The organism is uncultured Actinomyces sp. (assembly GCA_900541895.1).
Classification (GTDB): Bacteria; Actinomycetota; Actinomycetes; order Actinomycetales; family Actinomycetaceae; genus Pauljensenia.
The window spans coordinates 15,453-40,093 of sequence record UWSI01000016.1; the positions used below are offsets into that span (position 1 = coordinate 15,453).

At 56.5% G+C, this 24,641-nt stretch carries 22 protein-coding genes; 10 read left to right on the plus strand and 12 right to left on the minus strand.

Features of this window, described 5'->3' with window-relative positions:
* The first annotated feature begins 21 nt into the window (after nucleotides 1-21).
* Nucleotides 22-1,122, plus strand: a complete 1,101-nt coding sequence (locus QZR18_RS05345; RefSeq protein WP_178704455.1) for a LacI family DNA-binding transcriptional regulator — start codon at nucleotides 22-24, stop codon at nucleotides 1,120-1,122.
* Between the two features lie 141 nt (nucleotides 1,123-1,263).
* On the opposite strand, the gene QZR18_RS05350 is transcribed toward QZR18_RS05345, so the two are convergent.
* The 5 genes from QZR18_RS05350 to QZR18_RS05370 form a co-directional block, all read right to left on the minus strand.
* A complete protein-coding gene (locus tag QZR18_RS05350) occupies nucleotides 1,264-2,970 on the minus strand; it encodes a CTP synthase (RefSeq protein ID WP_178704452.1) in 1,707 nt (568 codons plus the stop codon).
* A gap of 11 nt (nucleotides 2,971-2,981) precedes the next feature.
* Nucleotides 2,982-3,629, minus strand: coding sequence for a DNA-binding response regulator (locus tag QZR18_RS05355; protein ID WP_178704449.1), 648 nt, complete (start codon nucleotides 3,627-3,629; stop codon nucleotides 2,982-2,984).
* A 50-nt stretch (nucleotides 3,630-3,679) separates the two neighbouring features.
* A complete protein-coding gene (locus tag QZR18_RS05360; protein WP_178704446.1) occupies nucleotides 3,680-4,840 on the minus strand; it encodes a sensor histidine kinase in 1,161 nt (386 codons plus the stop codon).
* A 65-nt stretch (nucleotides 4,841-4,905) separates the two neighbouring features.
* On the minus strand, nucleotides 4,906-5,706 hold the full coding sequence (locus tag QZR18_RS05365; RefSeq protein WP_178704443.1) for an ABC transporter permease: 801 nt from the start codon (nucleotides 5,704-5,706) through the stop codon (nucleotides 4,906-4,908).
* A gap of 65 nt (nucleotides 5,707-5,771) precedes the next feature.
* Nucleotides 5,772-6,758 (minus strand): ABC transporter ATP-binding protein, encoded by a 987-nt coding sequence (locus QZR18_RS05370; protein WP_178704440.1) that lies wholly within the window; start codon nucleotides 6,756-6,758, stop codon nucleotides 5,772-5,774.
* 108 nt (nucleotides 6,759-6,866) lie between these two features.
* On the opposite strand from QZR18_RS05370, the gene QZR18_RS05375 reads away from it, so the two are divergent.
* On the plus strand, nucleotides 6,867-7,487 hold the full coding sequence (locus tag QZR18_RS05375) for an N-acetyltransferase (RefSeq protein ID WP_178704437.1): 621 nt from the start codon (nucleotides 6,867-6,869) through the stop codon (nucleotides 7,485-7,487).
* Nucleotides 7,488-7,499: 12 nt separating this feature from the next.
* Here the strand turns inward: QZR18_RS05375 and QZR18_RS05380 are convergent, their stop codons facing one another.
* The 3 genes from QZR18_RS05380 to QZR18_RS05390 form a co-directional block, all read right to left on the minus strand.
* The gene (locus tag QZR18_RS05380; protein WP_178704434.1) at nucleotides 7,500-8,597 is read right to left on the minus strand and encodes a DUF4853 domain-containing protein; all 1,098 of its coding nucleotides are present in this window, start codon (nucleotides 8,595-8,597) and stop codon (nucleotides 7,500-7,502) included.
* On the minus strand, nucleotides 8,594-10,198 hold the full coding sequence (locus QZR18_RS05385) for an alpha/beta hydrolase (RefSeq protein WP_178704431.1): 1,605 nt from the start codon (nucleotides 10,196-10,198) through the stop codon (nucleotides 8,594-8,596). Before QZR18_RS05385 ends, QZR18_RS05380 begins: the two co-directional genes overlap by 4 nt.
* Nucleotides 10,199-10,275: 77 nt before the next feature.
* A complete protein-coding gene (locus QZR18_RS05390; RefSeq protein ID WP_178704428.1) occupies nucleotides 10,276-10,770 on the minus strand; it encodes a GNAT family N-acetyltransferase in 495 nt (164 codons plus the stop codon).
* Nucleotides 10,771-10,844: 74 nt separating this feature from the next.
* Here QZR18_RS05390 and rarD point away from each other — a divergent pair, with 74 nt between their 5' ends.
* Nucleotides 10,845-11,786: an EamA family transporter RarD gene (rarD, locus tag QZR18_RS05395; protein ID WP_178704426.1), complete on the plus strand. Its 942-nt coding sequence runs from the start codon at nucleotides 10,845-10,847 to the stop codon at nucleotides 11,784-11,786.
* Here the strand turns inward: rarD and QZR18_RS05400 are convergent.
* Together QZR18_RS05400 and dnaB are read right to left on the minus strand one after the other, a co-directional pair.
* Entirely contained in the window at nucleotides 11,761-12,315 is a 555-nt protein-coding gene (locus QZR18_RS05400; RefSeq protein WP_178704423.1) for a hypothetical protein, read from the minus strand. The two genes, rarD and QZR18_RS05400, sit on opposite strands and share 26 nt — an antisense overlap.
* A gap of 20 nt (nucleotides 12,316-12,335) precedes the next feature.
* On the minus strand, nucleotides 12,336-13,679 hold the full coding sequence (gene dnaB / locus QZR18_RS05405) for a replicative DNA helicase (RefSeq protein WP_178704420.1): 1,344 nt from the start codon (nucleotides 13,677-13,679) through the stop codon (nucleotides 12,336-12,338).
* Nucleotides 13,680-14,017: 338 nt separating this feature from the next.
* On the opposite strand from dnaB, the gene QZR18_RS05410 reads away from it, so the two are divergent.
* The 5 genes from QZR18_RS05410 to rplI all read left to right on the plus strand — a co-directional run bounded on the left by QZR18_RS05410 (nucleotide 14,018) and on the right by rplI (nucleotide 17,531).
* A complete protein-coding gene (locus QZR18_RS05410; protein ID WP_295910598.1) occupies nucleotides 14,018-15,601 on the plus strand; it encodes an MATE family efflux transporter in 1,584 nt (527 codons plus the stop codon).
* Nucleotides 15,602-15,817: 216 nt separating this feature from the next.
* A complete protein-coding gene (gene rpsF / locus QZR18_RS05415) occupies nucleotides 15,818-16,108 on the plus strand; it encodes a 30S ribosomal protein S6 (RefSeq protein ID WP_026066645.1) in 291 nt (96 codons plus the stop codon).
* A gap of 49 nt (nucleotides 16,109-16,157) precedes the next feature.
* Nucleotides 16,158-16,724, plus strand: coding sequence for a single-stranded DNA-binding protein (locus QZR18_RS05420; protein ID WP_009748153.1), 567 nt, complete (start codon nucleotides 16,158-16,160; stop codon nucleotides 16,722-16,724).
* Nucleotides 16,725-16,808: 84 nt separating this feature from the next.
* On the plus strand, nucleotides 16,809-17,051 hold the full coding sequence (gene rpsR / locus QZR18_RS05425) for a 30S ribosomal protein S18 (protein WP_009748154.1): 243 nt from the start codon (nucleotides 16,809-16,811) through the stop codon (nucleotides 17,049-17,051).
* Between the two features lie 21 nt (nucleotides 17,052-17,072).
* Nucleotides 17,073-17,531: a 50S ribosomal protein L9 gene (rplI, locus tag QZR18_RS05430; protein WP_009748155.1), complete on the plus strand. Its 459-nt coding sequence runs from the start codon at nucleotides 17,073-17,075 to the stop codon at nucleotides 17,529-17,531.
* A 76-nt stretch (nucleotides 17,532-17,607) separates the two neighbouring features.
* Here rplI and QZR18_RS05435 read toward each other — a convergent pair whose 3' ends face one another.
* Together QZR18_RS05435 and QZR18_RS05440 are read right to left on the minus strand one after the other, a co-directional pair.
* Nucleotides 17,608-20,109, minus strand: a complete 2,502-nt coding sequence (locus tag QZR18_RS05435; protein ID WP_178704417.1) for a transglycosylase domain-containing protein — start codon at nucleotides 20,107-20,109, stop codon at nucleotides 17,608-17,610.
* A 63-nt stretch (nucleotides 20,110-20,172) separates the two neighbouring features.
* Nucleotides 20,173-21,687 carry a CCA tRNA nucleotidyltransferase gene (locus QZR18_RS05440; protein WP_178704490.1) on the minus strand — a complete coding sequence of 505 codons (1,515 nt, stop codon included), beginning with the start codon at nucleotides 21,685-21,687 and terminating at the stop codon, nucleotides 20,173-20,175.
* A gap of 269 nt (nucleotides 21,688-21,956) precedes the next feature.
* On the opposite strand from QZR18_RS05440, the gene QZR18_RS05445 reads away from it, so the two are divergent.
* Together QZR18_RS05445 and QZR18_RS05450 are read left to right on the plus strand one after the other, a co-directional pair.
* On the plus strand, nucleotides 21,957-22,496 hold the full coding sequence (locus QZR18_RS05445) for an NUDIX hydrolase (protein ID WP_019126698.1): 540 nt from the start codon (nucleotides 21,957-21,959) through the stop codon (nucleotides 22,494-22,496).
* Nucleotides 22,493-24,641: DUF6049 family protein (locus QZR18_RS05450; RefSeq protein ID WP_295910610.1), on the plus strand; the 2,149-nt coding region annotated here is incomplete at its 3' end. The genes QZR18_RS05445 and QZR18_RS05450, both read left to right, overlap by 4 nt.

Here is a 24,641-nt window from a genome sequence, read left to right on the forward strand (position 1 = left end):
TCAAGAGAGCAGGAGGAACTGATGGCACGACAGCCAACCAGTAGAGATGTCGCAAAACTGGCGGGAGTCTCACAAACCACGGTCTCCTACGTCATGAGCGGCAGACGGACGGTGTCTCCGGAGACGGAAAAACGTGTCCAAATTGCAATGAAAGAACTGGGCTACCAGCCTCATGCGGGTGCTCGTTCGCTGCGCTCACGCAAGTCGCGCGTGCTTGGAGTTGTCATCCCCTACCACGAGGGTGCGGATGGGGCGGACCAGCACTACATGCTGATCTCACTGGCACAGCTCTTGCGTGAACATGATTTTGATCTGCTTTTGATCACCGCGAACGAGGGTGCGGCTGGGCTACGCCGCGTCATGACGACCGCGCTGTGCGATGGCCTGTTTATCATGGAAGTCCGCTTCAATGATCCCCGCTTGGAGGTCGTGGCCGAGGGCAAGATCCCCACGGTTTTCATTGGCACTCCCGGGCCCGGGCCCTTTAAGTCGCCGATCCAGTCCATTGACGTGGACTATTACGAGGCCGGCACCCAGGCCGTGCACCGCATTCGTGATGCGGGGGCACGCAATGTTGCCTTCGTACACTCGGCCAGCACAGATGTGCAGTCCTTGAATTTCGTCGCACAGTTTAAGCAAGCGGTTGTGGATACTGCTGGTGAGCTTGGGATTCCTCTGCTCTCACGCACCTGCGGAACTGGGATTCAGGCAATTCGCCACTTGGTCGGCCAAATTGCCGGCGAGGGACGGGTTGATTCCTACATTCTTGGACCGACGATTTCCGCTGATGACTGGTGCAATGCGCTGATGGATCTGGGAATTAGACCAGGACGCGATGTCTCACTGGTTGCCAGCGGATGGCATGCAGAGCGAGCCCACTGTCTTTTCGATGTCGACCATTTTGATACCCGGCCGGATGAGCTTTTGAGGCGAGCGGTTGAGATGCTGGTTGCCCAAATCGACGGGGAACCTCGAAAGGAAGCGGACGCAGATACTGAGGGACATGAGTCGACGACATCGTCAGATTTCGAGGCCAAGATCCACCGCCCCGTGCATGGACTGACCCTACTTGATCCAATCTTCGTGCCCGGAAATACGGTTATTGGAGCCGATCGGTCGTAGCGCGAAGCCGTGTTTGGCCTTCAGTTTTTCCTTTGTAGGCCCCGAAAAAGCCCACGGGGCCCTGAGTCATAACAGCTCAAGACCCCGTGAGATCGGCGTGATAGAGCCGGTTATTTCACCGACCCCAAACCTCAACAGTCCTTACTTACGCCCGCCGCGTGCAGCGTAGTTCTCTGCGTGACGCGCGAGTGCGGCGCGAACCAGACCCGCGAATAGCGGGTGAGCCTTCGTCGGACGCGACTTGAACTCGGGGTGCGCCTGAGTTGCCACGTAGTAGGGGTGCAGGGAACGATCCAGCTCAACAAACTCGACCAAGTTCCCATCGGGTGATGTACCCGAGATGTGCAGGCCAACCGATTCCAGCTGATCGCGGTAGTCGTTGTTCACCTCGAAACGGTGACGATGGCGCTCCGAAACCTGGGTCTTCCCATAGGCCTCGGCAACAATAGAACCTTCCTGAAGGACCGCGGGGTACGCACCCAGTCGCATGGTTCCGCCCAAATCGCCATCACCCTCAACAATGTCAACCTGCGAATCCATGGTGTGAACAACCGGATCCGGCGTCTCAGGGTCCATTTCCGTGGACGAAGCTCCAGCCAGGCCCAGCAGGTCACGCGCGGCCTCGATCACCATGCACTGCAAGCCCAAGCACAATCCCAAGGTCGGGATCTTGTGCTCGCGTGCCCAACGCAGCGCACCCAACTTGCCTTCGATGCCTCGGATACCAAAACCACCGGGGACGATGATCGCATCAACGCCACCCAGAGCCTTTTGCGCACCCTCGGGGGTTTCACAGGTGTCGGAGGCAACCCAACGCAGGTCAACGCGAGCGTTATTTGCAAAACCACCGTGCTTCACGGCCTCGGAAACAGAAAGGTAAGCGTCGTGCAGGTCAATGTACTTACCAACCAACGCAACCTCAACGCGGTACTTCGGCGATTCAACGCGCTCAAGCAGCTCGTTCCACTCACTCCAGTCCACGTCGCGGAAAGTCAGGCCCAGACGCTGAACAAGGAAGGCATCCAAGCCTTCGCGATGCAGTGTCGGGGGAACCTCATAGATCGAGGCCGCATCCTTACATTCGATGACAGCATCCCGGTCGACATCGCACATGAGCGCAACCTTGCCCTTAATCCCCTCGGGCAGCGGGCGATCCGTACGCAGCACCAGCGCATCGGGCTGAATACCGATGGAACGCAGCGCGGCCACAGAGTGCTGGGTCGGCTTGGTCTTGAGTTCACCAGCAGCGGGAAGGAAGGGGATCAGTGCGACGTGCACAAAGGCAACATTGTCTCGGCCCAGGTCAGCGCGCACCTGACGCGCGGCCTCCAAGAAGGGCTGGGACTCGATATCACCGACGGTTCCGCCAATTTCCGTGATGATGACATCGGGGGCATTGCCCTGAGCATCGGGCACAGCCTGGGCGCGCATAACGCGCTTGATTTCATCGGTGATGTGAGGGATGACCTGGACGGTATCACCCAGGTACTCGCCGCGGCGTTCCTTTGCAATAACGGTGGAGTACACCTGGCCGGTCGTCGCGTTCGCCGCGCCGGAGAGGTTCACGTCCAAGAAGCGCTCGTAGTGGCCGATATCGAGGTCGGTTTCTGCGCCATCTTCAGTGACGAAAACCTCACCGTGTTGGAAGGGGTTCATCGTCCCGGGATCGACGTTGATGTAGGGGTCAAGCTTTTGCATGGCAACGCTCAAACCGCGCGAACGCAGCAGACGCCCCAGCGAAGAAGCGGTCAAACCCTTACCTAATGAAGAAACCACACCTCCGGTGACAAAGATGTGGCGAGTAACGTTTTCCTGCGTCTCTTGACGACGTCCATAGCTGTTCACCATGGAATCCCAGTTTACAACCACCCGTTTTCTGTTGCTACCTTGAGTGCTTCAGCTCTCGTTCGCGCGTGGGTCTTATCCATCGCTGAGCTCACGTAGTTGCGCACCGTCCCCGCTGACAACATGAGCTCCGAGGCGACATCCTCCACGGTCCCCCCGCTTTCAAAAGCGCGCAGAACTTCAACTTCGCGCGCGCTGAGCGGGCTTTGACCTTTGGTGAGCGCATCGACCGCGAGCGCGGGATCGACCGTGCGCAGTCCTTGGGAAGTACGTCGAATTGCTTCTAGGAGCTGCTCGGCCGGCGCGTCTTTAACAATGAATCCAACGGCTCCCGCATCCAATGCGCGCTGGACGTACCCGGGACGTCCGAAGGTCGTCACCATGAGGACTCGCGCATTCGCCCCGCGCTCTTTCAAGGCCGCGGCTGCACTGATTCCATCCATCACGGGCATTTCAACGTCCATAATGACGACCAGTGTCGACGCAGCTTTCACAGCTTCTTCACCACGGGAATTCTCAGCGGTATAGGCCTCGACCGCGGCGATGGCCTCGCGACCATGAGCGACCTGAGCGACGACGTGCATATCGTCTTCCAAGTCAATGAGCGCGCTCAAGGCACCACGAATCAAGGCCTGATCATCGGCCACAATCACGTGAATCATTGGCATTCCTTTTACGCGCCAGTACTTGACCAGCCAATTCTATCTTCCGCTTAGGCGGACTCCCCGCGGAAAGTCAGGCGCAGTGCCCACGTATTCCCCTGGCTCCCCCACGTCATCTCCCCTTCCGAGGCCGCACGCTGACGCAGTCCTTCCAATCCGGCTCCTCCCCCTGCCGAGGCCTCCGAATAGCTGCGTGAATACCCGTCGTCTTCCACCAGAACCTCATCAGGGGTCAGGCGGACACTGATTGTGGAGGGACGAGCGTGGGTAATCGCGTTGGCAGTCCCCTCTCGGATGACATGTGCAGCCAAAGTTGCCCTGGGGCCGGGTGGGATTTCGCCTTGAATGTCAGCGATAAATTCAATCCCCACTTGCTCGCACAGTTCACGGGCCGACTCGACCTCTTCCTCGGCGGATAAGCTTCGTGAAGCGGCGATAATCCCACGCAAATCTTCTTTTGCTTGGCGGGATAACTCCAGGGTCTGCGCAATTTGCTCACTGGCCTCGGCAATCTTTCCCACGGAAAGCAAGCGCTGTGCGAGCTCATTCTTCATGGTGATGACCGTCAGCGAGTGTCCAAGAATATCGTGAAGATCCCCGGCAAAACGCAGGCGTTCGCGCTCGCGAACCAGGCTGATTGCTTGGCGTTGGCGTTGTTGCTCCGAGTGGTGATTATCGAAACTGCGGCGCACGGCCAGGGTTAATCCCAAAACCATTAGCAACGCGATGATCGCGTAGCTCAAGGCCAGCGTATCGATACTGCCAATGGGCAACAAGATGGCAATAACTTCCCAGCCGACAAGTGCCACGAGGCCGGGAACCACGTATTTCCTGGGGGCCTGAAGGTTCCAGCCTGCAATCGAGTAGGTGATGAAAAGGGCCGAGGTTACTCGCGATGCGCCGGCGACAACCAGGATGAGTCCCAGTGCAATCACCAGAGCCAGCAGGATCCCGTGCGAGATCCACATTTTCTTGGTGATGCGCGCTCCCCATTCAGGGGTCGGATTGACGATGTAAATTGCGATATCAGCAGCGGCAACCCCAAAGGTCAGAGTGAGGATCAGCGCGATCATCCCGGGGGATTCAACGCTAGGAATCATCCCCAAGGGAAAGGCCAAGAACGCCAGGTAGGGCAGCGCCCACAACACCGCGGACAAACGCGGGTGACGCTGTGACCACGAGGCACCGGTCCCTTGAGTGTTGGTGCTCATTCCTGTCCTTCCCCAGTAGTTGCCTTGAAAGTACTGTAAGTGTGTGCCCGGTTGCGGCGGACTTCTTAGCGATCAGTGTCCCTGCGCTGTGCCCAGATCGCAAGCAGTGCCATGGGAATAAGCCACGCGACCGTGGAAATCACCCACTTCCATTCGAAATTATCGAAACCGTAGAGGGGCAGCTGCGAGAGGTTGAAGAGTCCATAGAAGGGGCTATAGGGCGCGAGCGTCTTAAAAATCGACCCCATGGAATTGATCGGAATGAACATTCCCGCAAGGAAAGCACCCAGGACAACGACACCATTAATGACCGCAAAGGCGGTATCTGAGCGCATGAGGAAGGCCAGCGCCAGACCAAGGGCCGCGGAAATCACCGACGCAGCCAAGGTGATGAGCCCACTTTCAACCCAGGCCTCGGGTCTCATTCGTGCTCCGGTCGCATATCCGAAGGTATAGGTAATGACAATAACCAGCGCACTCATGGAAATCGCTGCGATCAAGCGGGAAAAGATGAAGGCACCCGAACCCACGGGGGACAGCGCAAAGAGCCTGGAGATTCCAGAGGTCCGCTCAAGGGCAACAACGGTTGCAGCCGATGCGGCAGCGATCATTACGCCGTACAGGGTCATTGACACCAAGACCGTTGCGCCAATATTTGCATTGATCGCCCACTCTTTCGAGTACTCCTGTCCTGCTCCAAACATCATGTACATGAAGATCGGAAGGATCAGCGCGAAGGCGAACATAGCGGGATTGAGAACTAGCTTCAGGAATGACTTCCAGGTGAGAAGCCCAAATCCCTGCCAGGAGCTCAGTGCCCGGCGGCTGATCCAGGGGTTTGTTGCTGCGTGAGTGTGAGTCGTCATTGTGAATCCTTAGAGAAGAGGTGCGAGGTGGCCAAAGTGAAAGGCAGAACTTCACGTCCCGCGTTCTACTGCGTGAGCTCGGTGAAAACATCCTCGAGGCTCGAGAAAACAACCTCGAATTCGCATGCCTGGGGAATGGCGACGATGTGCCGAGCGGCCTCGTCAGAGAAGGTCGTGTGGAACTCCACGCGTAGCCAGTGATCGGCAGCCAAGTCCCCATCGCCTAAGGAAGCAGAGGCGGAATCGGGGGAATCGACCTCGGCAATATCGGAAAGCTCCCACACGGTCCCAAGCTCAGCCGCACGCGCGGTCAGTCCTGCACGCACTCCCTCAAGAGAGGAAGCAGGGATAGAGAAGGCCAGGCGCGTTGACGAGTGCGCTCGGCGGATTTCTTCGGTGGGGGCGTCGGCGCTCACGCGGCCCGCATTGACGATGACCGTACGCTGAGCGTAGTCCTGCGCCTCGGCCAGGTAGTGAGTGGCGAAAAGGATCGTCTTACCTTTCGAGGCCTGCGTGCTCATGAGATCCCAGAACTCCTTGCGCATGGTGACGTCCATTCCGGCGGTCGGTTCGTCGAGAATGATGAGTTCTGGGTCAGGAATTAGCGCCATTGCTAGGCGAACGCGTTGCTGCTCACCACCGGAGAGCTTGCGTATTTTGCGGCCAAGAAGGTGGCGAAGGTGGGTTTCTTCGACAAGGGGGTCAATAGACTGGGTGCGCTTGTAGACGCGCGAGAAGAGTTTGAGGATTTCTGCGACGCTATAGTCCCCAGGAAGCGAACCCGATTGAAGAACGACACCGATCAATCCGCGGCGGATTGCTTCTTTGGCGCTCATGCCGAAAACTTCAACGCTTCCGCTATCTGCCTGTTGAAGGCCAAGAATGATGTCAATTGTTGTGCTTTTTCCTGCGCCATTTCGGCCAAGGAAAGCAACGATTTCACCGGAATCAACGCGCAGGTTCATGCCCTTGAGCGCGTGCACATTCCCGTAGGTCTTCACCAGGTCTTTCGCAAGGATCACTGGGGTTGTGGTTTGAGTGTCCGTATTCATGCTTTAAGTCAAACCTGTGAGGGACAACGACAACAGTGTCGTTTTTACGAAGTTTCACATGACAATTGTCATGAGGCAGCCAATGTGGGTGAAATTTAGTATGGAAGGGTGAGTTCAAGCGAGTCACCTCTTATCACTTTGCCCGTCCGCCGTCATTCCCACTTCTATCCGCAGGTTCGTCGCCTCCTTACCGAGGCCTTTCCACCCGCCGAACTCATTCCTGAATGGGTGATGAATGCGCTTGCACTGCGCCGTTCTATTGATTTCACGGCGTATTTTGATCCGGAAGAACCCTCGGGCTTTTGCGGAGTGACTTTCACTATTCACTCAGATGATTTGCTTTTTGTCCTGTTCTTAACAACGAATCCCGCGGTTCGCTCACGGGGATATGGAACGCGAATTCTTGACCAGTTGAAGGAGCGTTTCCCCGGTTTTGCCATTGCTTTGGAAATCGAGCCAATGACTACCGATGCCTCTAATTTCCATCAGCGTGAAAGGCGACTGGCCTTCTATCAGCGCAACGGCTTCGTCGAAACCGGATTGTATACGGACTATGAAGGTGATCAGTACGAGGTTTTGCGCTATCTTCCCTCTCGTCTTCCGGGTGAGGCGCATCAGGGTATGCAGTATGCAGATCTAGGGGTTTTACGCAGTAGCCTTGAGGAGCTTCTTGCGTCACTGGCCATACCGGTCTACATTCCCACCATCCACGTCGGTATTAGGGAATAGCCGAGGCCGCGGCTACGCGAGGGGGTCTGGTAGGTCGCGGTGGTCGTTGGGAATCAACACCGTTGGGTCAGGAACAGAACCATCAGAAGGACGAGCCCCAATCTTGTAGCTAAACTCCGTATTCTCCTGGCGAAGAATAACCGTCACAATCCCCCCATTTTTCTCATCCTTCCACGCAAGATAGTGGCCAACCCCAGGTACCGGACTGGCATAGTCATACACCAACACAAAACCCAGCGGATTCAAACGAGCATTCCCCCACTCAATAACCCGCTCCACATCACGCGGACCACACTGAACACGCTGGCTCTTAAGCCGATACCGCTTAAAACGAACATCCTCCTCATCCGCATCCATCTCACTAGGCCAAAGAGCCACGTAATACGGTGAATCACCAACAACTTCGTCTCTGAAACTCAAAATCCCCGGCTCAACCTCACGCTGAAATACCTCAATCGACTGACGATCACCCAACGACTTACTGCCCTCAGTCTCTGGAAATCTAGGCGCGTCCCTATCAAAATCCCAAATACTGGGAAGACTAGGACTCACATATCCGGCAACATCCCGAGAATCATTAGGAATCAACACCCGCGGATCAGGCACAGAACCATCAGAAGGACGAGCACCACTCTCATAAGCAAAACTCGTCCAATCCCCATTGATATTCACATCGACTGTTCCGCCATTGTCATAGTCGCGCCATACCAAGCTGCGTGAACCGTCTTTGTAAGTCTTATCCAAAGCAAGAACATAACCATAAGGTTCCACATAATCACGCATGACCTCGTAGACTGCGTCCACAGACACTTCAGCCCCATCGGTGTTCTGGCTATACAAAGTCCACGACTCACCCACAGCCGTACTTATCCTACTGCCCTCCGAATAGGGGCGTACTCCACCGGTATCTTCAAACAGTGCCTGCCGAGCAGAGAGAATATGCGGCTCCACATCACGCTGAAACGCCTCAATCGACACACGCTTCTCCAAAGGAAGACGCCCATCCATCGACGGCAAACCATCATCATGCAACAACGCATAAAACGAAAACACAAAAAAACCCACAACAGCGCACACAAGCACCACAACCACACGCCAAAAAAACTTCATGAGCTTGGCTCCAAGCCAGCCAAAATTCTCGCCATGTCCTTCTGCGTCTCAGTACCATCCTCTAGATACGTCGAATGGTTTCCAAAGGGACCTCGCGGAATTGTGTGGTAGGTTTCCCCCTCTGTTGCGTCACCGCTAATGTGCCTAAATGCTGGCATTTCGGTTGGATTTCGGCCAAAGTTTATATCCGTACCTATCCCCTGAACTATATCTCCAGGATAGGGGACAGCACTGACCCATCGATGCCCTTCCGGGACACGGTATTCAGCACCAAGTTGAACCCCCGAACCAGGGGAGCCAAACAGCACGAGATCATCAACCACATTTGGCGAAACATGCGATGCTGCAATCCCCGACGTTGTTGAGCCATAAGAATGACCGAGAAGAGTTAGATGTAATTTTTCCTGACTATTCCTGGGTATCACCCGAAGGCCTTCAAGGAAATTTACAAGTCTATCTGCACCAGCATTCGCACGATGCGTGTTTGCCACATTCGGGATGCTCAAAGGTGCGTCATATCCCAGCCAAGCTACTGTTGCATAACTCGATTTCCGCAGTCCCTGTGCAGCCGTAATTAATCCTTCCGATTTCGTGACGCAATCCAGCAAACTACCCCTAACCGTCGTCCCCTTTCCCGGGACATATACGCCAATATGCTGAGCTTCATCAAAATTGCCAATACCAATAGCAACCTTGAGCCGCTCACCACTGCGATCACATACCAACAACTTTTTCTCGGGATTGTCATGAAGGAACTGCTGAAGCACTTCGAGATCTTCTACATCGTCAAGTGCCTTCGAATAGCGATTTGCATACAAATGTGAATTCATTCCCCGGTACACAAGGTCGTCATGGGTTTGACGCTCTCTATCTCGAGCTTCCGCCAGCATTCCGTCAACAAGATTACTGTTCACCTCGTGACGTGTCGCAATGTCTACTCCATCCAGATTTCCAATAATTTCGGGATACTTCTCAATTAGTTTTTTCTTTTGCTGATCACTGAGCGAGCCCCACCACGCAGCAATCTGCCTGGGTTTCGAACCAGGCGGAGGAAGTTGAGCTTCTTCGTTATCCGAAGTCTGATATGCATGTTCTGCACCAGCCTCGCCGCTGTTCACTCGCGAAAAGCGAGCTTCCAGCTCACTAATAAAGGCCTCAGCGCGTGAAAGAAGGCTTGCGATCCGGGTGGAAGCGAACTGCAATGCCGGTTCATCGTCTACAAACGGATTATTTCGGCCATAAAACACCATCGGATCGCGCGGGGCTACCGCACCTGACGCAGAAATCGTAATATTCGTTGTCCGCTCAATCTCATGAATACTCGCAACATCCGCAACTATGTCATTAATTTCGTGCTCGGCCCACAAGAAAATCTCCTGTAAAGCACGAAGGTCTTCCACCTGACGGCGGGCCGCCTCGATCCGAAAGTGCCCCTGATCACGAGCCGCACTGGCGGTAGCACCCTCGAGATCGAAACCGCCGAGAACACGTGTGAAATCACTCAGACCAGACTTGCAATCTCTTGCAGAGTCTCCCACCTGCTTTGCAAGACTCGTGAAAACTCCAGCATTCCACTTCTGAACCTCTGACCAAGACACCATCGTCACACCTCCTCGCCGTCGTTGAGGTCAGCTCCAGCCTAACGAAGAAAGCTGATTCAGCAAGTATTTACTCGACACTATTTCGATATTTGAGAAAACAACCCATCGTAGGCAATTCGCGGACACTGGCCTCGTACCGCAATCATCCCGCACGGCTCAAAGCCATAAGCCTCCAAGGCTCGGCGCATCGGTCCATTATCAAGGTGCGTATCGCAGCGTAAATACGGAACTTGTCCCACGCAAAAGTCCATGACCGCGCGAGTGACCCCGCGGCCTCGGACGCTGGCAAGGCGATGGATCACGCCATACTCATCATCGAAGTGCCAGGCCCCATCAATCTGGGAATACTCCTCTTCCGGCCCGCGAGCGAAACTAAACACCGCCAAAGGCCCCTGTTCATCACAAACAAGGAAGCATGCGCCTCTTTCAATGTCGTTGAGCGCATCACTGCGGTTGGGGTAATCGCTGGGCCACTGCGTCGGGTTACCATTCGCCCGCATGAATTCCCGAGCATGATCAAAAGCAGACTCGATGAAATCCAGATCCTCGGAAGTGGCAGGGCGTATGAACATGTCATCAGGGTAGCCCACCCGAAAATCGCACGCGCCACCGGGCACCACTACACCCAAACCGATACCCTGCATTTATGGCCAGCGAACATCCCACACGACACGAGCACTTCGGTAAGTACCTTGCACTAGGTATTGGTACCCATGTCTTATGGGGTTTCTTCCCGCTCTATTTCCACCTGCTTGATCCCGCAGGTTCCCTAGAGATCATCGTCCACCGCGCACTGTGGGCCTTCCTTGCGTGCTTCATCACCTTGGCCTTGACCCGCTCACTGCCGCGAGTGTGGCGAATTCTCCACGATCCCTCGATCGCATGGCCTCTGGTCGCAGCGGGATTCCTTGTCGTCATCAACTGGACGACCTATATATACGCGGTACTCATTGGACACACGACCGACGCCGCACTTGGCTATTACATCAACCCCCTGCTGACCGTTGCCCTAGGCATGATCGTCCTGCGCGAGAAGATTTCGCGCCTTCAGGGGGTCGCATTAGTTTTGGGTGTGATCGCTGTTGCGGTCATTATTGTCGGCCTTGGGCGCCTGCCGTGGATCTCGCTGGCCTTACCCGCATCATTTGGCCTGTATTCCCTTGTCAAGAAACAGGTCGCACTCAAGGTCCGCCCCCTTGATGGAATGACGATCGAAACCGCCGTGGTCATCCCAATTCTTCTGGGTTACTACATCTACCTTGCTGCACACCAAGCGACTTCTTTCCATACGCTTGCTCGCTCGGGAGACGGAGCGATGTCGTGGCAGCTTCACCTGGCTCTTCTGATTGGTTCGGGGATCCTCACCGTCATCCCTCTGCTTACTTTCGCCAAAGCCTCGCAGGGCCTACCTCTTGGGCTTTTGGGGTTCTTGCAGTACATCTCGCCCAGCATTCAGCTGATCATCGGCGTGTGCATCTTCCACGAGCACATGGAGCCCACGCGCTGGATTGCAACTGGCATTGTCTGGGTTGCACTGGCTCTGCTCAGCATGGATGGTCTGCTTAAAGTACGCCGCTCCAAACAATAGCGATCACACCCGCGCAGAGCGCTATAAAGGCCCCAATTCCCCACACAAGAGCGGACCCGCCCCTTCCCTGCCCGGGTTCGCGCACGCGCTTTCCATTCGCAAAGGCCTCGAGGTCTTGAAGTGGCCCACTTTGGCGCGGTTGTGCCCAGCTCCAGTCCACCGCTTCCCCCACTGCCGAGGCCGGCGCCTGAACCTGCGCCGAGGCGTACTGTCCTGCGACCGGTGCCTCACTGTGCTGCGAGAACTGAGCCTGCGGTGCACGGTCAGTTCCGGGGACTGGGAAGTAGTCAGCCTGAGGCTGGGAGGGAAATTCTCCATTTGCCGCGGCTACTCCCGAACCGTAGACGAACTGAGGTTCGCGCTGAGCATTCGTATCAATAATCCACTGGCGCAACTGCGGGTACATACTAGGGTTTTCCAAGAGCACGGCATGCAAATCAGGGCGTGCGGCAGCAAGTTGGGCGATCAGTTCGGCAGGTAAAGAGGGATCAGCCGCTTGTGCAGGTGTGAAAGCATTTAAGTCGTACATATCCCTCCTGACTCTTCAAACTACACAGGTTCTTCGCGCGAAGTAAAGTTCGCGAAGCGAGCCATGTGCCCCTGGAAAAGCACACGAATAGTTCCCGTTTCACCATTACGATGCTTGGCCAAAATAATATCGGCTTCACCCGGACGATCTTCAGAATTGTAGTATTCGGGACGATGCAAGAGCATGATGATATCCGCGTCCTGTTCTAGCGAACCGGATTCACGCAGGTCACTCATCATCGGTTTCTTGTCGGTTCGCGCTTCGGGACCACGGTTCAGCTGGGCGACAGCAACGACTGGAATATCGAGGTCCTTCGCAAGAAGCTTGAGGTTTCGCGACAGAACTGAAACTTCCTGCTGTCGAGATTCAACCTGCTTACCCGTTGTCATCAGCTGCAGGTAGTCGACAACAACGAGGCCCAGATTGTGCTGTTGCTTGAGGCGGTGACACTTTGAACGAATTTCCGTCATGGTGACGTTCGCCGAATCATCAACATAAACCGGAGCCTCGGAAATCTTGCCGGTTGTTTCAGAGACCTTTCGCCAGTCACGCTCGGTCATTTCGCCCTTCATCATCTTGCTCATAAACACTGAAGACTCAGCGGAAAGCATGCGCATCGCAATATCGTTTTGCGACATTTCCAACGAGAAAATGACCGAGGTAACTCCATGTTTGATCGAGGCCGAACGGCAAAAGTCCAGAGCCAAAGTCGACTTACCCATTGCGGGACGGGCCGCGACAATGATCATCTGCCCACCTCGCAGGCCACCGGTTATTCGATCAAGGTCAACGAATCCCGTGGGCACGCCAGCGAGCTTGCCCTGATTGAGTTCAATCTGCTCCAGTTCGCCCAGAATGTTCTCTGACATCTCTGCCATCGACACGTAGTCAGTTTGCGACTGACGTTCGGCAACTGCGAAGATCTCAGCCTGCGCCTGGTCAACGATCTCATCGACGTCACCACCGGCATCTGCGTAACCCAGCTGAACAACTCGCGTTCCCGCAGTCACCAGTCGACGCAAGATCGCGCGCTCCTTAACAATTCGCGCGTAGTAGCCGGCGTTCGCCGCGGTAGGAACTGCAGCAATAATCGAATGGATATACGAGGCCCCGCCCACCCTGGACAGGTCGCCCTGCCTTTGGAGTTCGCCTACCACCGTCACGGCATCTGCGGGTTCTCCGCGCCCCATCAGATCAATGATCGTGTTGTGGATGATTTCGTGAGCGGGCTTGTAGTAATCCGTCCCTCGAATTTCTTCGGTGACATCGGCAATAGCTTCCTTGGAGAGCATCATGGACCCCAAAACGGACATCTCAGCGTCGATGTCCTGAGGTGGGGTGCGATCAAAATCTTCCGATGCCATTAAGGGCTCTCCTAGGCGAATGTGCGTATGTGGACGGGATTGGCATGCCGCGTCGATTCGAGCTACCGACGCAAAGCGCGTACACGCGAGAGTACTGCCAAGTGAGGAAGCGTGCCACCCTCAAGTTCAACACGAATGTGGATGACATGTGGATATCTTGTGGATTTGGCCGCGTGTCATCCACATGTCCTGTGGAAAGGTGTGGATAACAGGCATTTCCCAAGCCCTCTCTCAGGCTATCCTCAGTTTCGAGTTTCCCTAGAATCACGCCATTTTCCGAGTAAGATCTTTCCACAGATGTGTACACAGACTGTGGATAAAAAGTGGAGCGAGAATCAGTGGATAACGATGACCAGCGCAAACATAAGCCTCAAGCGGAGATTGAAGGTTTACGCGCGTCAGATATTTCTATCCACAATGAACCGACACCAACTGCAAATGAGCACTCTGAACAGGCTCTATCCACAGATGAATCCACTTCAGTGGATAGGCACACACTTACCGAAGCATCCGATCCCATTCCCAGCATTCCTTCAGAAAAGACAGGTGACAGCGCCCCCGTGGTGACGAAAAAAACAAGCCTCACCAGACAAATCCTGGCGCTCGCCATCCCAACCCTGGGCGCAACAATCGCCCAACCGCTCTTCCTCACCATTGACTCCGCGATGGTCGGACACTTGGGTGCAGAGAAAATCGCCGGCATGTCCCTGGCCATGATCATCGTCAACACCGTCTACGGAATGTCGATCTTCCTGGCCTACTCAACCACTGCCGAAACTGCCCAAGCAATGGGAGCCGGAAACGAACGCAGGGCACGCGAACTGGGAGTACATGCCATGTGGCTCGCAGCCATCATCGGCGTTTCCTTAGCTCTCCTCTTGGCAATCTGCGGAATTCCACTGCTTCACGCATTGGGCGCAGCACCCGAAATCATGCCCTACGCCCAATCCTTCCTCTACGCATCCCTACCCGGACTTGCGGCCTCGCTCATCACCATGGCGGCCACGGGTGTCCTGCGCGGAATGAAGGACACCACCACTCCTCTCATCGCGGCTGGAGCGGGTGCGGCACTGAACGTCGGCCTCAACGCCTTCCTCATTTACGGGATCAACCTGGGGATTGTCGGTAGCGGTATTGGAACCTCGATCGTCTCAACAATCATGGCGATCAGCTTGGCCATCATCCTTGCCCGACCGGCGCGCACCTTGGGAGTCTCCTTGCGGCCCTCGATCAGGGGAATCCACCAATCCGCCCGTGTCGGAGGCCCCCTCTTGGCACGTTCGATCGCAATTCGTCTGGCCTTCCTCACCTCGATCTGGAGCGCGACGGCAATTAGCGTGAATGGCCTGGCTGCCTACCAAGTAGTCATGTCCGCCTGGCAAATCCCCCTTTTCCTTCTCGATTCCCTTGCGATCGCCTCGCAAACCCTGGTCGGCTTCGCAATCGGTTCGGGCGATCGCTCCCAGCTGCGCACACTTCTTCGCACCCTCTCGTGGTGGGGAATTTTTGCGGGGATCATCATCGGTGCCCTGACCGCGGCCCTGTCCCCCTGGATCCCTTCCTTCTTCGTTTCCGAGGCCGTGGTGCGAAACATGGCAATCCCCGCAGTGATCGTCAACGCAGTCTTCTTCCCCGCTCAATCTCACGCCTTCCTGCTAGATGGCGTCCTGATCGGAGCCGGACGCGGGGCATCCCTGGCAAAGGCTGCATTCCTCAACCTGGCGATCCTGCTCCCCGCACTCTGGCTATTCTCAGTTGCGCGCCCCACTCTTACAGAAACTGAGGCAGTTGCTGTCCTCATCGGTTTGGTCACCGGTTTGTACATGCTCACGCGTGCGCTGACCAATTCGTGGATCACTTGGTTTTCGCCCAAACATGCGCTGATTCCTCGCCACGAGGCCGGTGTCCAAAGCGCCGAATAAATCACGCTCTGAACTGGGTGACAGGTAGTGACAGAAAACTGAAAAAACGCTAGACTTTGACGCTGGACTGTTTCTACCCACCCGGGTGAGAAATGAGTCCCACGGACACCCATGTGTCCGTGTGCAAAAGCCGGTGAAACTCCGGTAATTGCAACGCATGACCCTCCTGTCACGGAAATACCGTGACCGCGAAGACCACAGGAGGTGGGTATCAACGTGCGTGAATACGAACTGATGGTGATCCTCGATCCTTCGATCGACGAGCGCACCGTCGCCCCGCAGATGGAGAAGTACCTCGAGCAGGTCACCGCTAACGGCGGCTCCGTCGAAAAGGTCGACATCTGGGGCAAGCGTCGTCTTGCCTACGACATTCTCAAGCGTTCCGAGGGCATCTACGTCGTCATCAACATGACGACCACCCCCGAAATTGCGCTGGAAATCAACCGCTTGATGACTCTGAACGAGTCCATCCTGCGCACGAAGCTCCTGCGTCCGGACGCCCACTGACCTTTGCTCGCCTGAGCAATCACCTCATACAGCCCACCAAGGAGATCCAATGGCTGGAGAAACCGTCATTACGATCATTGGCAATTTGACCAATGATCCGGAACTGCGTTGGACGCAGAGCGGAGCACCCGTCGCCGACTTCACGGTGGCATCTACCCCGCGTTCCTTCGACCGTCAAAGCGGCGAATGGAAGGATGGGGAAACCCTGTTCATGCGCTGCTCTGTTTGGCGCGAAATGGCTGAAAATGTCGGCGAATCCCTGCGTAAGGGAATGCGCGTCATTGTCACCGGTCGCCTCGTGCAGCGCTCTTTCGAAACCCGCGAGGGCGAACGTCGTACCGTCGTCGAACTTCAAGTCGACGAGGTCGGCCCCTCACTGCGCCGCGCAAAGGCACAGGTCACCCGCACGGGCGGCCCGGCCTCGCAAGGCGGAGCACCCCAGGGAGGATACTCCCAGGGTGGCGGCTACGGACAGCAGCAGGGCTACGGAAACCAAGGTGGTTACTCACAGGGCCAGGCCAGCTATGGCGCACCCGCCGGCGGCTCTCAAGACGATCCGTGGCGCACATCCGATTCCGGTGCTGCGACCTCTTTCGCCGAAGATCCGCCCTTCTAAATAGCGCTTCGTCAGCAACACGCTGACACACGCTGAACACATGCTTGGGAGCGTTCACTCGCTCAGATCATCAAGGAGAACATCATGGCGAAGCCTCAACTTCGCAATAAGCCCATTAAGAAGAAGGCCAACCCGCTGAAGTCGGCCAAGATCGAATCGATCGACTACAAGGACACCGCTCTGCTGCGTAAGTTCATCTCGGACCGTGGCAAGATCCGCGCTCGCCGCGTCACCGGTGTCTCCGTCCAGGAGCAGCGTCGCATTGCTCGCGCCATCAAGAATGCGCGAGAGATGGCTCTGCTGCCCTACACCTCTACCGGCCGCTGATTCGAAGGGAAGGACTGAAAAATGGCAACTACCAAGCTCATCCTCACCCACGATGTGGAACGTCTCGGTTCCGCAGGCGATGTCGTCGAGGTCAAGTCTGGATACGCCCGTAACTACCTGGTTCCCCGTGGCTTCGCCACCAAGTGGACCAAGGGTGCACAGGCACAGATCGATCAGATGGCAGCAGCTCGCCGCCGTCGTGAGATCGCTTCCGTCGACGATGCACGCCTCGTGCGCGACGCCCTGCAGGCCGCGGTTGTGACCGTGAACAGCAAGGTCGGTGCACACGGACGCCTCTTCGGTTCCGTTTCTGCCGCTCAGATCGCTGACGCAGTGAAGGAACAGCTGAACCAGACCATCGATCGTCGTCGCGTGATCATCACCGACCCGATCAAGACCACCGGTGACCACACCGTGACGGTCAACCTCCACGCCGATGTTCGCGCAAACCTTAAGGTTCGCGTTCTGGCCGTGAAGTGACAGTCTGACAAGGCTTATACAAAAGCCGGGGCAATCCCTTTCGGGATGCCCCGGCTTTTGTACACCCGAATAGGCTTTACTCCGGACCGCCACCGCCACCGGGGCGTCCGCCACCATTCGATGAGCCCCCGCCGTTAGAGCCGCCACCGTTGCCGCCATTTCCGCCGTTGTTTTGGGCAGAAGGAGTAACGGTTGGCTGAACCTCAGCGCCGGGAGTTTCCTGGGTCGCCTCGGGAGTCGGTGTTGGTGTTTCCTCAGTCGGAGTGGGGGTGGTCGTCGCAACCGGAGCAGGATTCACCGGAGTAGCAGTTTGACGCTTATACCAGTCGAAATGAAGCTTCGTATCGTTTGCGGTCGCCGCCTTCATGTAGCGCACCCACACGGTTACCGGCCAGTCACCGCCGTGGAATTGGCCCAGACCACCAATATTTGTCAGTGATACCGGGCTACCATTCTCATCCAGCTGGTACATGCTCACGGCAGTGACCAAGCTCGGGGTAAAACCAACGAACTGTGCGGTCTTCTGCTCTTCCGAGGTACCCGTCTTTCCGCCGCTATCCTGCTTGAGAACTGCAGCGGCCTCGGCTGTACCACCCGAAGCCGTCACGGACTGCAGCGCAGGAAGGACCGTTGACATGGTCTTCGTATCGAAAACCTGCTTCGGGTTCACGGTGGTCTGGAAGACCTTCGAACCATCAGAGTTTTGCACCTCGCGGACGATGTGCGGGGTGGTTCGCTGGCCGCCAGAAGCGATGGTCGAATAAGCGTGAGCCAGATCGATATTGTGAGGAGCCGCGAAGCCCAGAACATTGAGCAGGGAGTCATCCAAGCCATTGGTGTCTTCGGGGATGCCCAGCTCAATAGCAACCTGCTTGGTCGTCGCGGATCCAACTTCCTGGTTGAGTCCAACGAAAACCGTGTTAATCGAATTCTTCGTTGCATTCACCAGGTTCTGTCGCCCCCAGGACACACCCGAGTCATTGCTCACCGGACGTGCCAATCCACTGAAGGTCTTCGGCGACGAACCATCATAGGTGTCGTAGATCGACCCACCCTGTTCAGCGTGAGCAATCAAGGCGAAGGGCTTAAAGGTCGAACCGGCAGCCATGATGTCCTGCGTCGCACCATTTTGCTGGCGCTTGAGGTAGTCCTTGCCGCCGTATTCGGCAACGATTTCACCGGTAGCCGGATCGAGTGACGTCAAAGCCACGTGCATGGAGTCTTCATTCCACCCACGCACCGTGTACATGTACTCGGCAGCCTCAACCGCCTGATCCTGCTTTTCCTTATCAATTGTGGAAATGATTCGGTATCCACCGGTTGCCAGCTGATCGGCCGTGAAACCACCCTCTTGGGCGAGTTCCGTACGGATCTGCTCCATAAGATAACCGGTCGGGCCTTCCATTGTCGGTCCGCCCAAAGTATCGGGATCAATGGTCTTTGGGAATTCAGCTGCATTCGCATCGGCCTGAGAAATCCACCCGTCTTCGACCATCAGATTGATGACACGAGTCCACCGCGAGCGCGCTTTCTCTTCATCAACTGCCGGGTCCCACGCGGAAGGAGCGGGAATGATTCCGGCAATCATTGCGGCCTCGGAAAGGGTGAGATCTTTTGCCTCGTGACCGAAGTAAGCCTGGGATGCGGCCTCAATTCCGTAGGCTCCACGCCCGAAGTAAATAGTGTTGAGGTAGTTACCGATGATCTGGTCTTTGGACTGTTCTCGGTTGATCTTGAGGGCAAGAATTGCTTCCTTGGCCTTACCCACATAGCCGGTCGTTTCCCCAACGTAGTAGCGCTCAACATATTGCTGGGTCAGGGTCGATGCACCCTGGCGTGCCCCGCCCCTAATATTGTTGATTAGCGCGCGTCCGATACCTTTAAGATCAACACCCGAGTTCGTGTAGAAAGTCCGGTCTTCCGAGGCAACAACGGCATGCGCAACATAGTCCGGAAGAGTCGATGAATCAATGATCTTCCTATTGACCTGCGACATCCGGCCCATTTCGGTGGTGCCGTCGGCGTAGTAGACAGTCGTGGTCTGCGCGAGCGCAACCTGATCAGCCTGGGGAACCGTCAACGCGGCATAGGCAACCAAGAAGGTTCCCAGCCCCGCGATGATCACCCCAAGGAAAGTAAAGAGGATTCCGCGGCCGATACGTGCGCCTAGGCTCCGCTTCTTCTTCCCCTTATTTGCCTTAGCGCCCTTAGCTGGGCCCTTCTTTGCGCGCGCGCGGCTTGCTGCTGCCGAGGCCTCGCGATCGCTTTGCGGGCGAGTTGGACGCTTACGCGCACTACTCGCCGACGAGGAGCTAGCGCCTTGACTACTTGTGCGTCGACCCTCGCTGCTGCTTCCTGTGCGCGCCGAGGCCCCGCCTGAGACCCGTGCAGCTGCGGAAGTCCGTTTGGGTGCGGAGGGTGTCGAGGATGCGGAAGTCTTAGGAATCGTTCCCTCTCCATCGCGACGGGCCTGCTCTGCGAGCCGACGTCGAGTGGCCTCGGCCCGCGAGGGAAGAGGTCGACGTCCGCGGTCGTCGTTTGCGTTAGAAGGTGCCACGAAAAACCAGCCTTTCAGCATAGGTGATCGTGACTAGCCTACGCAGAAAGCATGCATATTGCCTAAAGCAAGCTCCGGATCGGCTTAGTTTTCGCTGGCAGAACGACGCTTGCGCGCCTTCTTTTCGGCGGCCTTTGCTTCCCAGCGTTCCTGCTGCGCTTGATACTCCGCGGCGATCTCTCGAACTTCATCCGATGCCCACCACGCAAGGAGTGCTTCGCGCGCCGCTTCTTCGCCCAAAGGCCCCTGTTCCATTCGAAGATCCAGAAGATAATCGCGGGCCATCTTCACGGCCTTCGAAGGACGCAGACCAAGAATTTCCATGATCTGATCACCATCGAGATCGGGGCGAATAGCGTCGAGTTCTTCTTGGGCACGAAGAGCGGCAATACGCTCTTCCAGGTCGTCATAGGCAGCAGACAGATAGGCGGCCTTGCGCTTATTACGCGTTGTGCAATCAGCGCGCGTCAGGCGATGCAGGCGCTCAAGAAGCTCTCCCGCATCGGCGACGTAACGGCGGACGGCCGAATCCGTCCATTTCGCTTCCCCGTAGCCATGGAAACGCAGGTGCAGGGCAACCAGCTCTGAAACGGCATCAATCGTTGCCTTATCAAAACGCAGGGCTTTCATCCGCTTACGCGTGAGCTTCGCTCCCACTAATTCATGGTGGTGGAATGACACCGTGCCATTGGATTCAAAGCGACGCGTGGCCGGCTTGCCTACGTCGTGCATGAGTGCCGCGAAACGCAAAATGAAATCCGGACCGGGAACAGGACCATCAGCATCCGTTTCCAAATCGATCGCTTGATCCAAAACGGTCAGCGTATGTTGGTAAACATCCTTGTGACGATGATGCTCATCAACGGTCGACACCAGAGCAGACAGTTCCGGCAAGACGATATCTGCGACCCCGGTATGGACCATCAATTCCAAACCGCGCCTGGGCCACGGCGAAATAACGAGTCGTTCAAGTTCCGCGCGGATACGTTCAGCTGAAACGATCTCAAGGCGTCCAGCCATTGACTCCATGGCGTTCATGACGTCTTCATCAACATCAATACCCAGCTGGGCACTGAAGCGCGCCGCACGCATGATTCGCAGCGGATCGTCATCAAAGGACTGCAGCGCACTGACGGGGGTGCGTAGACGCCCCGAAGCTAAATCGCCAAGGCCATCGTGGGGATCAACCAGAGCCATCTGAGGCAATCGCATGGCCATCGCATTGACGGTGAAATCACGCCGCGTTAGATCGCCTTCCAAGGTGTCGCCATACTCGACCTCAGGCTTGCGCGAACCGACCTCATACGAATCCGTGCGGTAGGTCGTGACTTCAACGACCAGCTTTCCGCGGCGACCACCAATGGTCCCGAACTCGCGGCCAATATCCCAGGTTGCATTCCCCCACTGCGCCAATAGCTTTTCAGTTTTCTCTGGACGCGCAGAAGTTGTGCAATCAAAATCGTGGGGAGTGAGTCCCAAGAAGGCATCGCGAACCGGTCCACCGACCAGGCTGATTTCCTCTCCAGCTTCGGCAAAAATTTCACCGAGCTCGAGGATTTCCTTGGGAAGGTGGGAAAAAGCCTGCTGTGCCTGAGCCATTAATAGACCCAGATCGCCCTCGCCTAGACCGCTGGGAAGGGGGGCGTGAGAGCGGGATTGACCCATCGTTCGCGAAAGTTGTGTACTCATCCCCTCCAGCATGCCATGATTTCCGCATCTTTGATGCATCCGCACCACGGCCTCGTCTTCGGTTGACATGCGCCGAAGGTCGCACCAATTGACCCTCTGACACACGAAAATTGCGGTAATTCCCACTTGACCGATGGTGCAACCTGACCAAGAGCCCCAATCCCGCCTAAAGTGGAGGTATGACTGTGCCTTCTGAAGCCTTACGACCCGGAGTGCCCCGGCCTCCGCGTCGCAATCCTTCTTTGCGCACGGTCCAACCGACACCCCATTTCCTTCCCGTTTCTTCCGAAACCTCCGCGGGCGGCATCGTTGTCGATGTTCGCGATGGTCAGCCCTATGCGGCAATCATTGCTCGCCGTAATCGGTCGGGGAAGATCGAATGGTGCCTCCCAAAGGGACATCTTGAAGGCCGCGAGTCTCCCGAGGAAGCCGCTCTGCGCGAAGTCGCCGAAGAAACCGGAATCCACGGGCGAATTATTCGTCACCTGGCCTCAATTGACTATTGGTTCTCAGGTGCAGATCGACGGATTCACAAGGTCGTTCACCACTACTTAATGGGCTACATCTCAGGCTCCATCACCGTCGAGGGCGACCCCGATCACGAGGCCGAAGACGCCGCGTGGGTTCCCTTGCGCGACCTCACCCATGAGCTGGCCTATCCCAATGAAAGGCGCATTGTCGGTATCGCTTTGGACTTGCTCTACCGGGATGCATCATGATCAAGCCGCCAGCAGCTCGATACGCACTGACTCTTTTGCCTCTGAGCGCACTGCTCCTGGGGACCACCCCCGCGAGCGCTCACGCACTGCCCACGCACGCTCAGGGAACTCAGGGGACGCAGGCCTCGGCTTCTCTGCACTCCGCCTCTCCTTCTGCGCTCGCGCCCCAATCAACAACGCGACCGCAGATATTGGGGGATGCGGGTCAGGCCTCGGGAATTGACGTACGAATCAATAGGCTGGAACCACGGGTCATTACCTCGCAGCACAACGTGCAGGTATCGGGCGTCGTTCGAAACCTGTCAGATAAGCCCGTCACGAACCCATCGCTGGATGCCTACGTCCAGACCTATTCACCCGTGACCGCACCGGAGCTTTCCTCATACCTTTCAGGCCAGAGCTGGCAGGGTCGGCGCGTTCACGCGGGAACCCTCGAGGCAACGATCGCTCCTCACACCGAGCAGACCTTCCACATCACGATCCCTTTTGAATCCCTTCCCTTCGGATCAGATTTCGAGTGGGGACCGCGTGGAATCACCATCGTTGTTGAAGGCGATGAAACTCGCGGCTCTGATCGCTCAATCCTCGTGTGGGATTCGGGTTATTCCCTTGAACCCACTCGCGCAAATGTCCTGCTCCCGTGGACCGAATCAACGCCGCAAACTCCCACCGACTCCTATTCGATCCTGTCCGCGGCATCGATGACCGGTGTTACCTTCGCGACCGATTCAGATACTTTGGTCCGCGAACTGATGGTCCCCGAAGACCAAAGTTCAACTCGCGCTTTCCCCTCCGTCTCCTCCTCGGCCGCTTCTCCTTCGACTTCCTCTTCTTCCGAGGCCACCGCCTCCGCTTCGCCCAGTGCGTCTTCCTCGCCCACTGCGCGTTCCGAGGCCGAGATCACCGCAGATCGCAATACTCGCGCGGCCTTTCTCCAAACTTTCTTCGAGCGCACGAAAGAATTGGTTGCTCTGCCCAGCCACGACGCAGACCTTTCCTTGGCAACCACGCTCAACAATGACGCGGTCATGGACTACCTGACCTCATCGCGCGGCTCGGTTCCAACTTCCGTCAGCAAGGTCAAGGCTCTCCTACCTTCCTCGCGTTCAAATGCGTCTACTTCTCCCTCGAGCTCTGCTTCTTCTTCCTCAAGCGCAACTCCCTCAGGCGAAAGTTCGCAATCACCCAGCGTTACCCCCTCGCCGGACTCAAGTTCGGCCTCGTCAGATAACGACAACTTCGGACCGACACTGATCTCAAATGTTTCCTGGCCTGCTTCGCAAAGCTGGGGCATCCAAGCGCTCAACAGCAAATACGCCTCGACTGTGATTGCCCCTCCCGGGCAACTGGCGCCAAGCTCAGAGCAGAACTTCACCTCAATGGCCAAGGTCAAACTCTCATCTGACGGCCAGACCCACACGGGTGACTCTGCTCAGTCTGGGGACACGGTCACTGCTCTTGCCTCAATCGACAACCTGAGTGAGCTTTTGTCGTGGGATGCGCAAAGCGTTGATGATGAGCTGGATACTCAGCAATTCCTGACGGCTTTGACTGCGATGATCACCCGCGAGCGCCCAAACTTCTCGCGTACCTTATTTGTTCCACTTCAGCGCGGGTCCTCGCTGGATGAGAATCGCATTGAGCGTGTTCGTGCGATCCTTGATAACCGCTGGGTTAAGGGGACCAGTTTCAGTGAACTGGCGGATTCCGAGGCCACCGATATTGACCGTAACCCCGTTGAGGATGCGCATTTTTCTGACTCACTGCGCTCGCAAACGGCAGGACTGAGCGCGGCATATTCAAACGCTCTTCCCTTGGCCGATGCCACAGAGAATGTCGATGCCGCGCGTCTTCAATTGAATTCGACCGTGGCCAGCGCGCTCCAAGCGGATGCGGGTGACCAGCAAAGCCAGACGATCACTGCGAATACGCAGGCACTTGATGCATTCAGGTCCTCCGTCTCAGTTGAATCCTCGAACGCCGTCAACCTGATCAACAAGAGCGCGAATTTCCCTGTTCGCGTGCGTAATTCACTTCCCTGGCCAGTCAATGTTGAAGTGACTTTGCTTCCCAGTGACCCCCGCCTGCGTGTGACCAGCACGGGAACGGCCACGATCCCCGCGAATTCCTCCTCGAATGTGGATG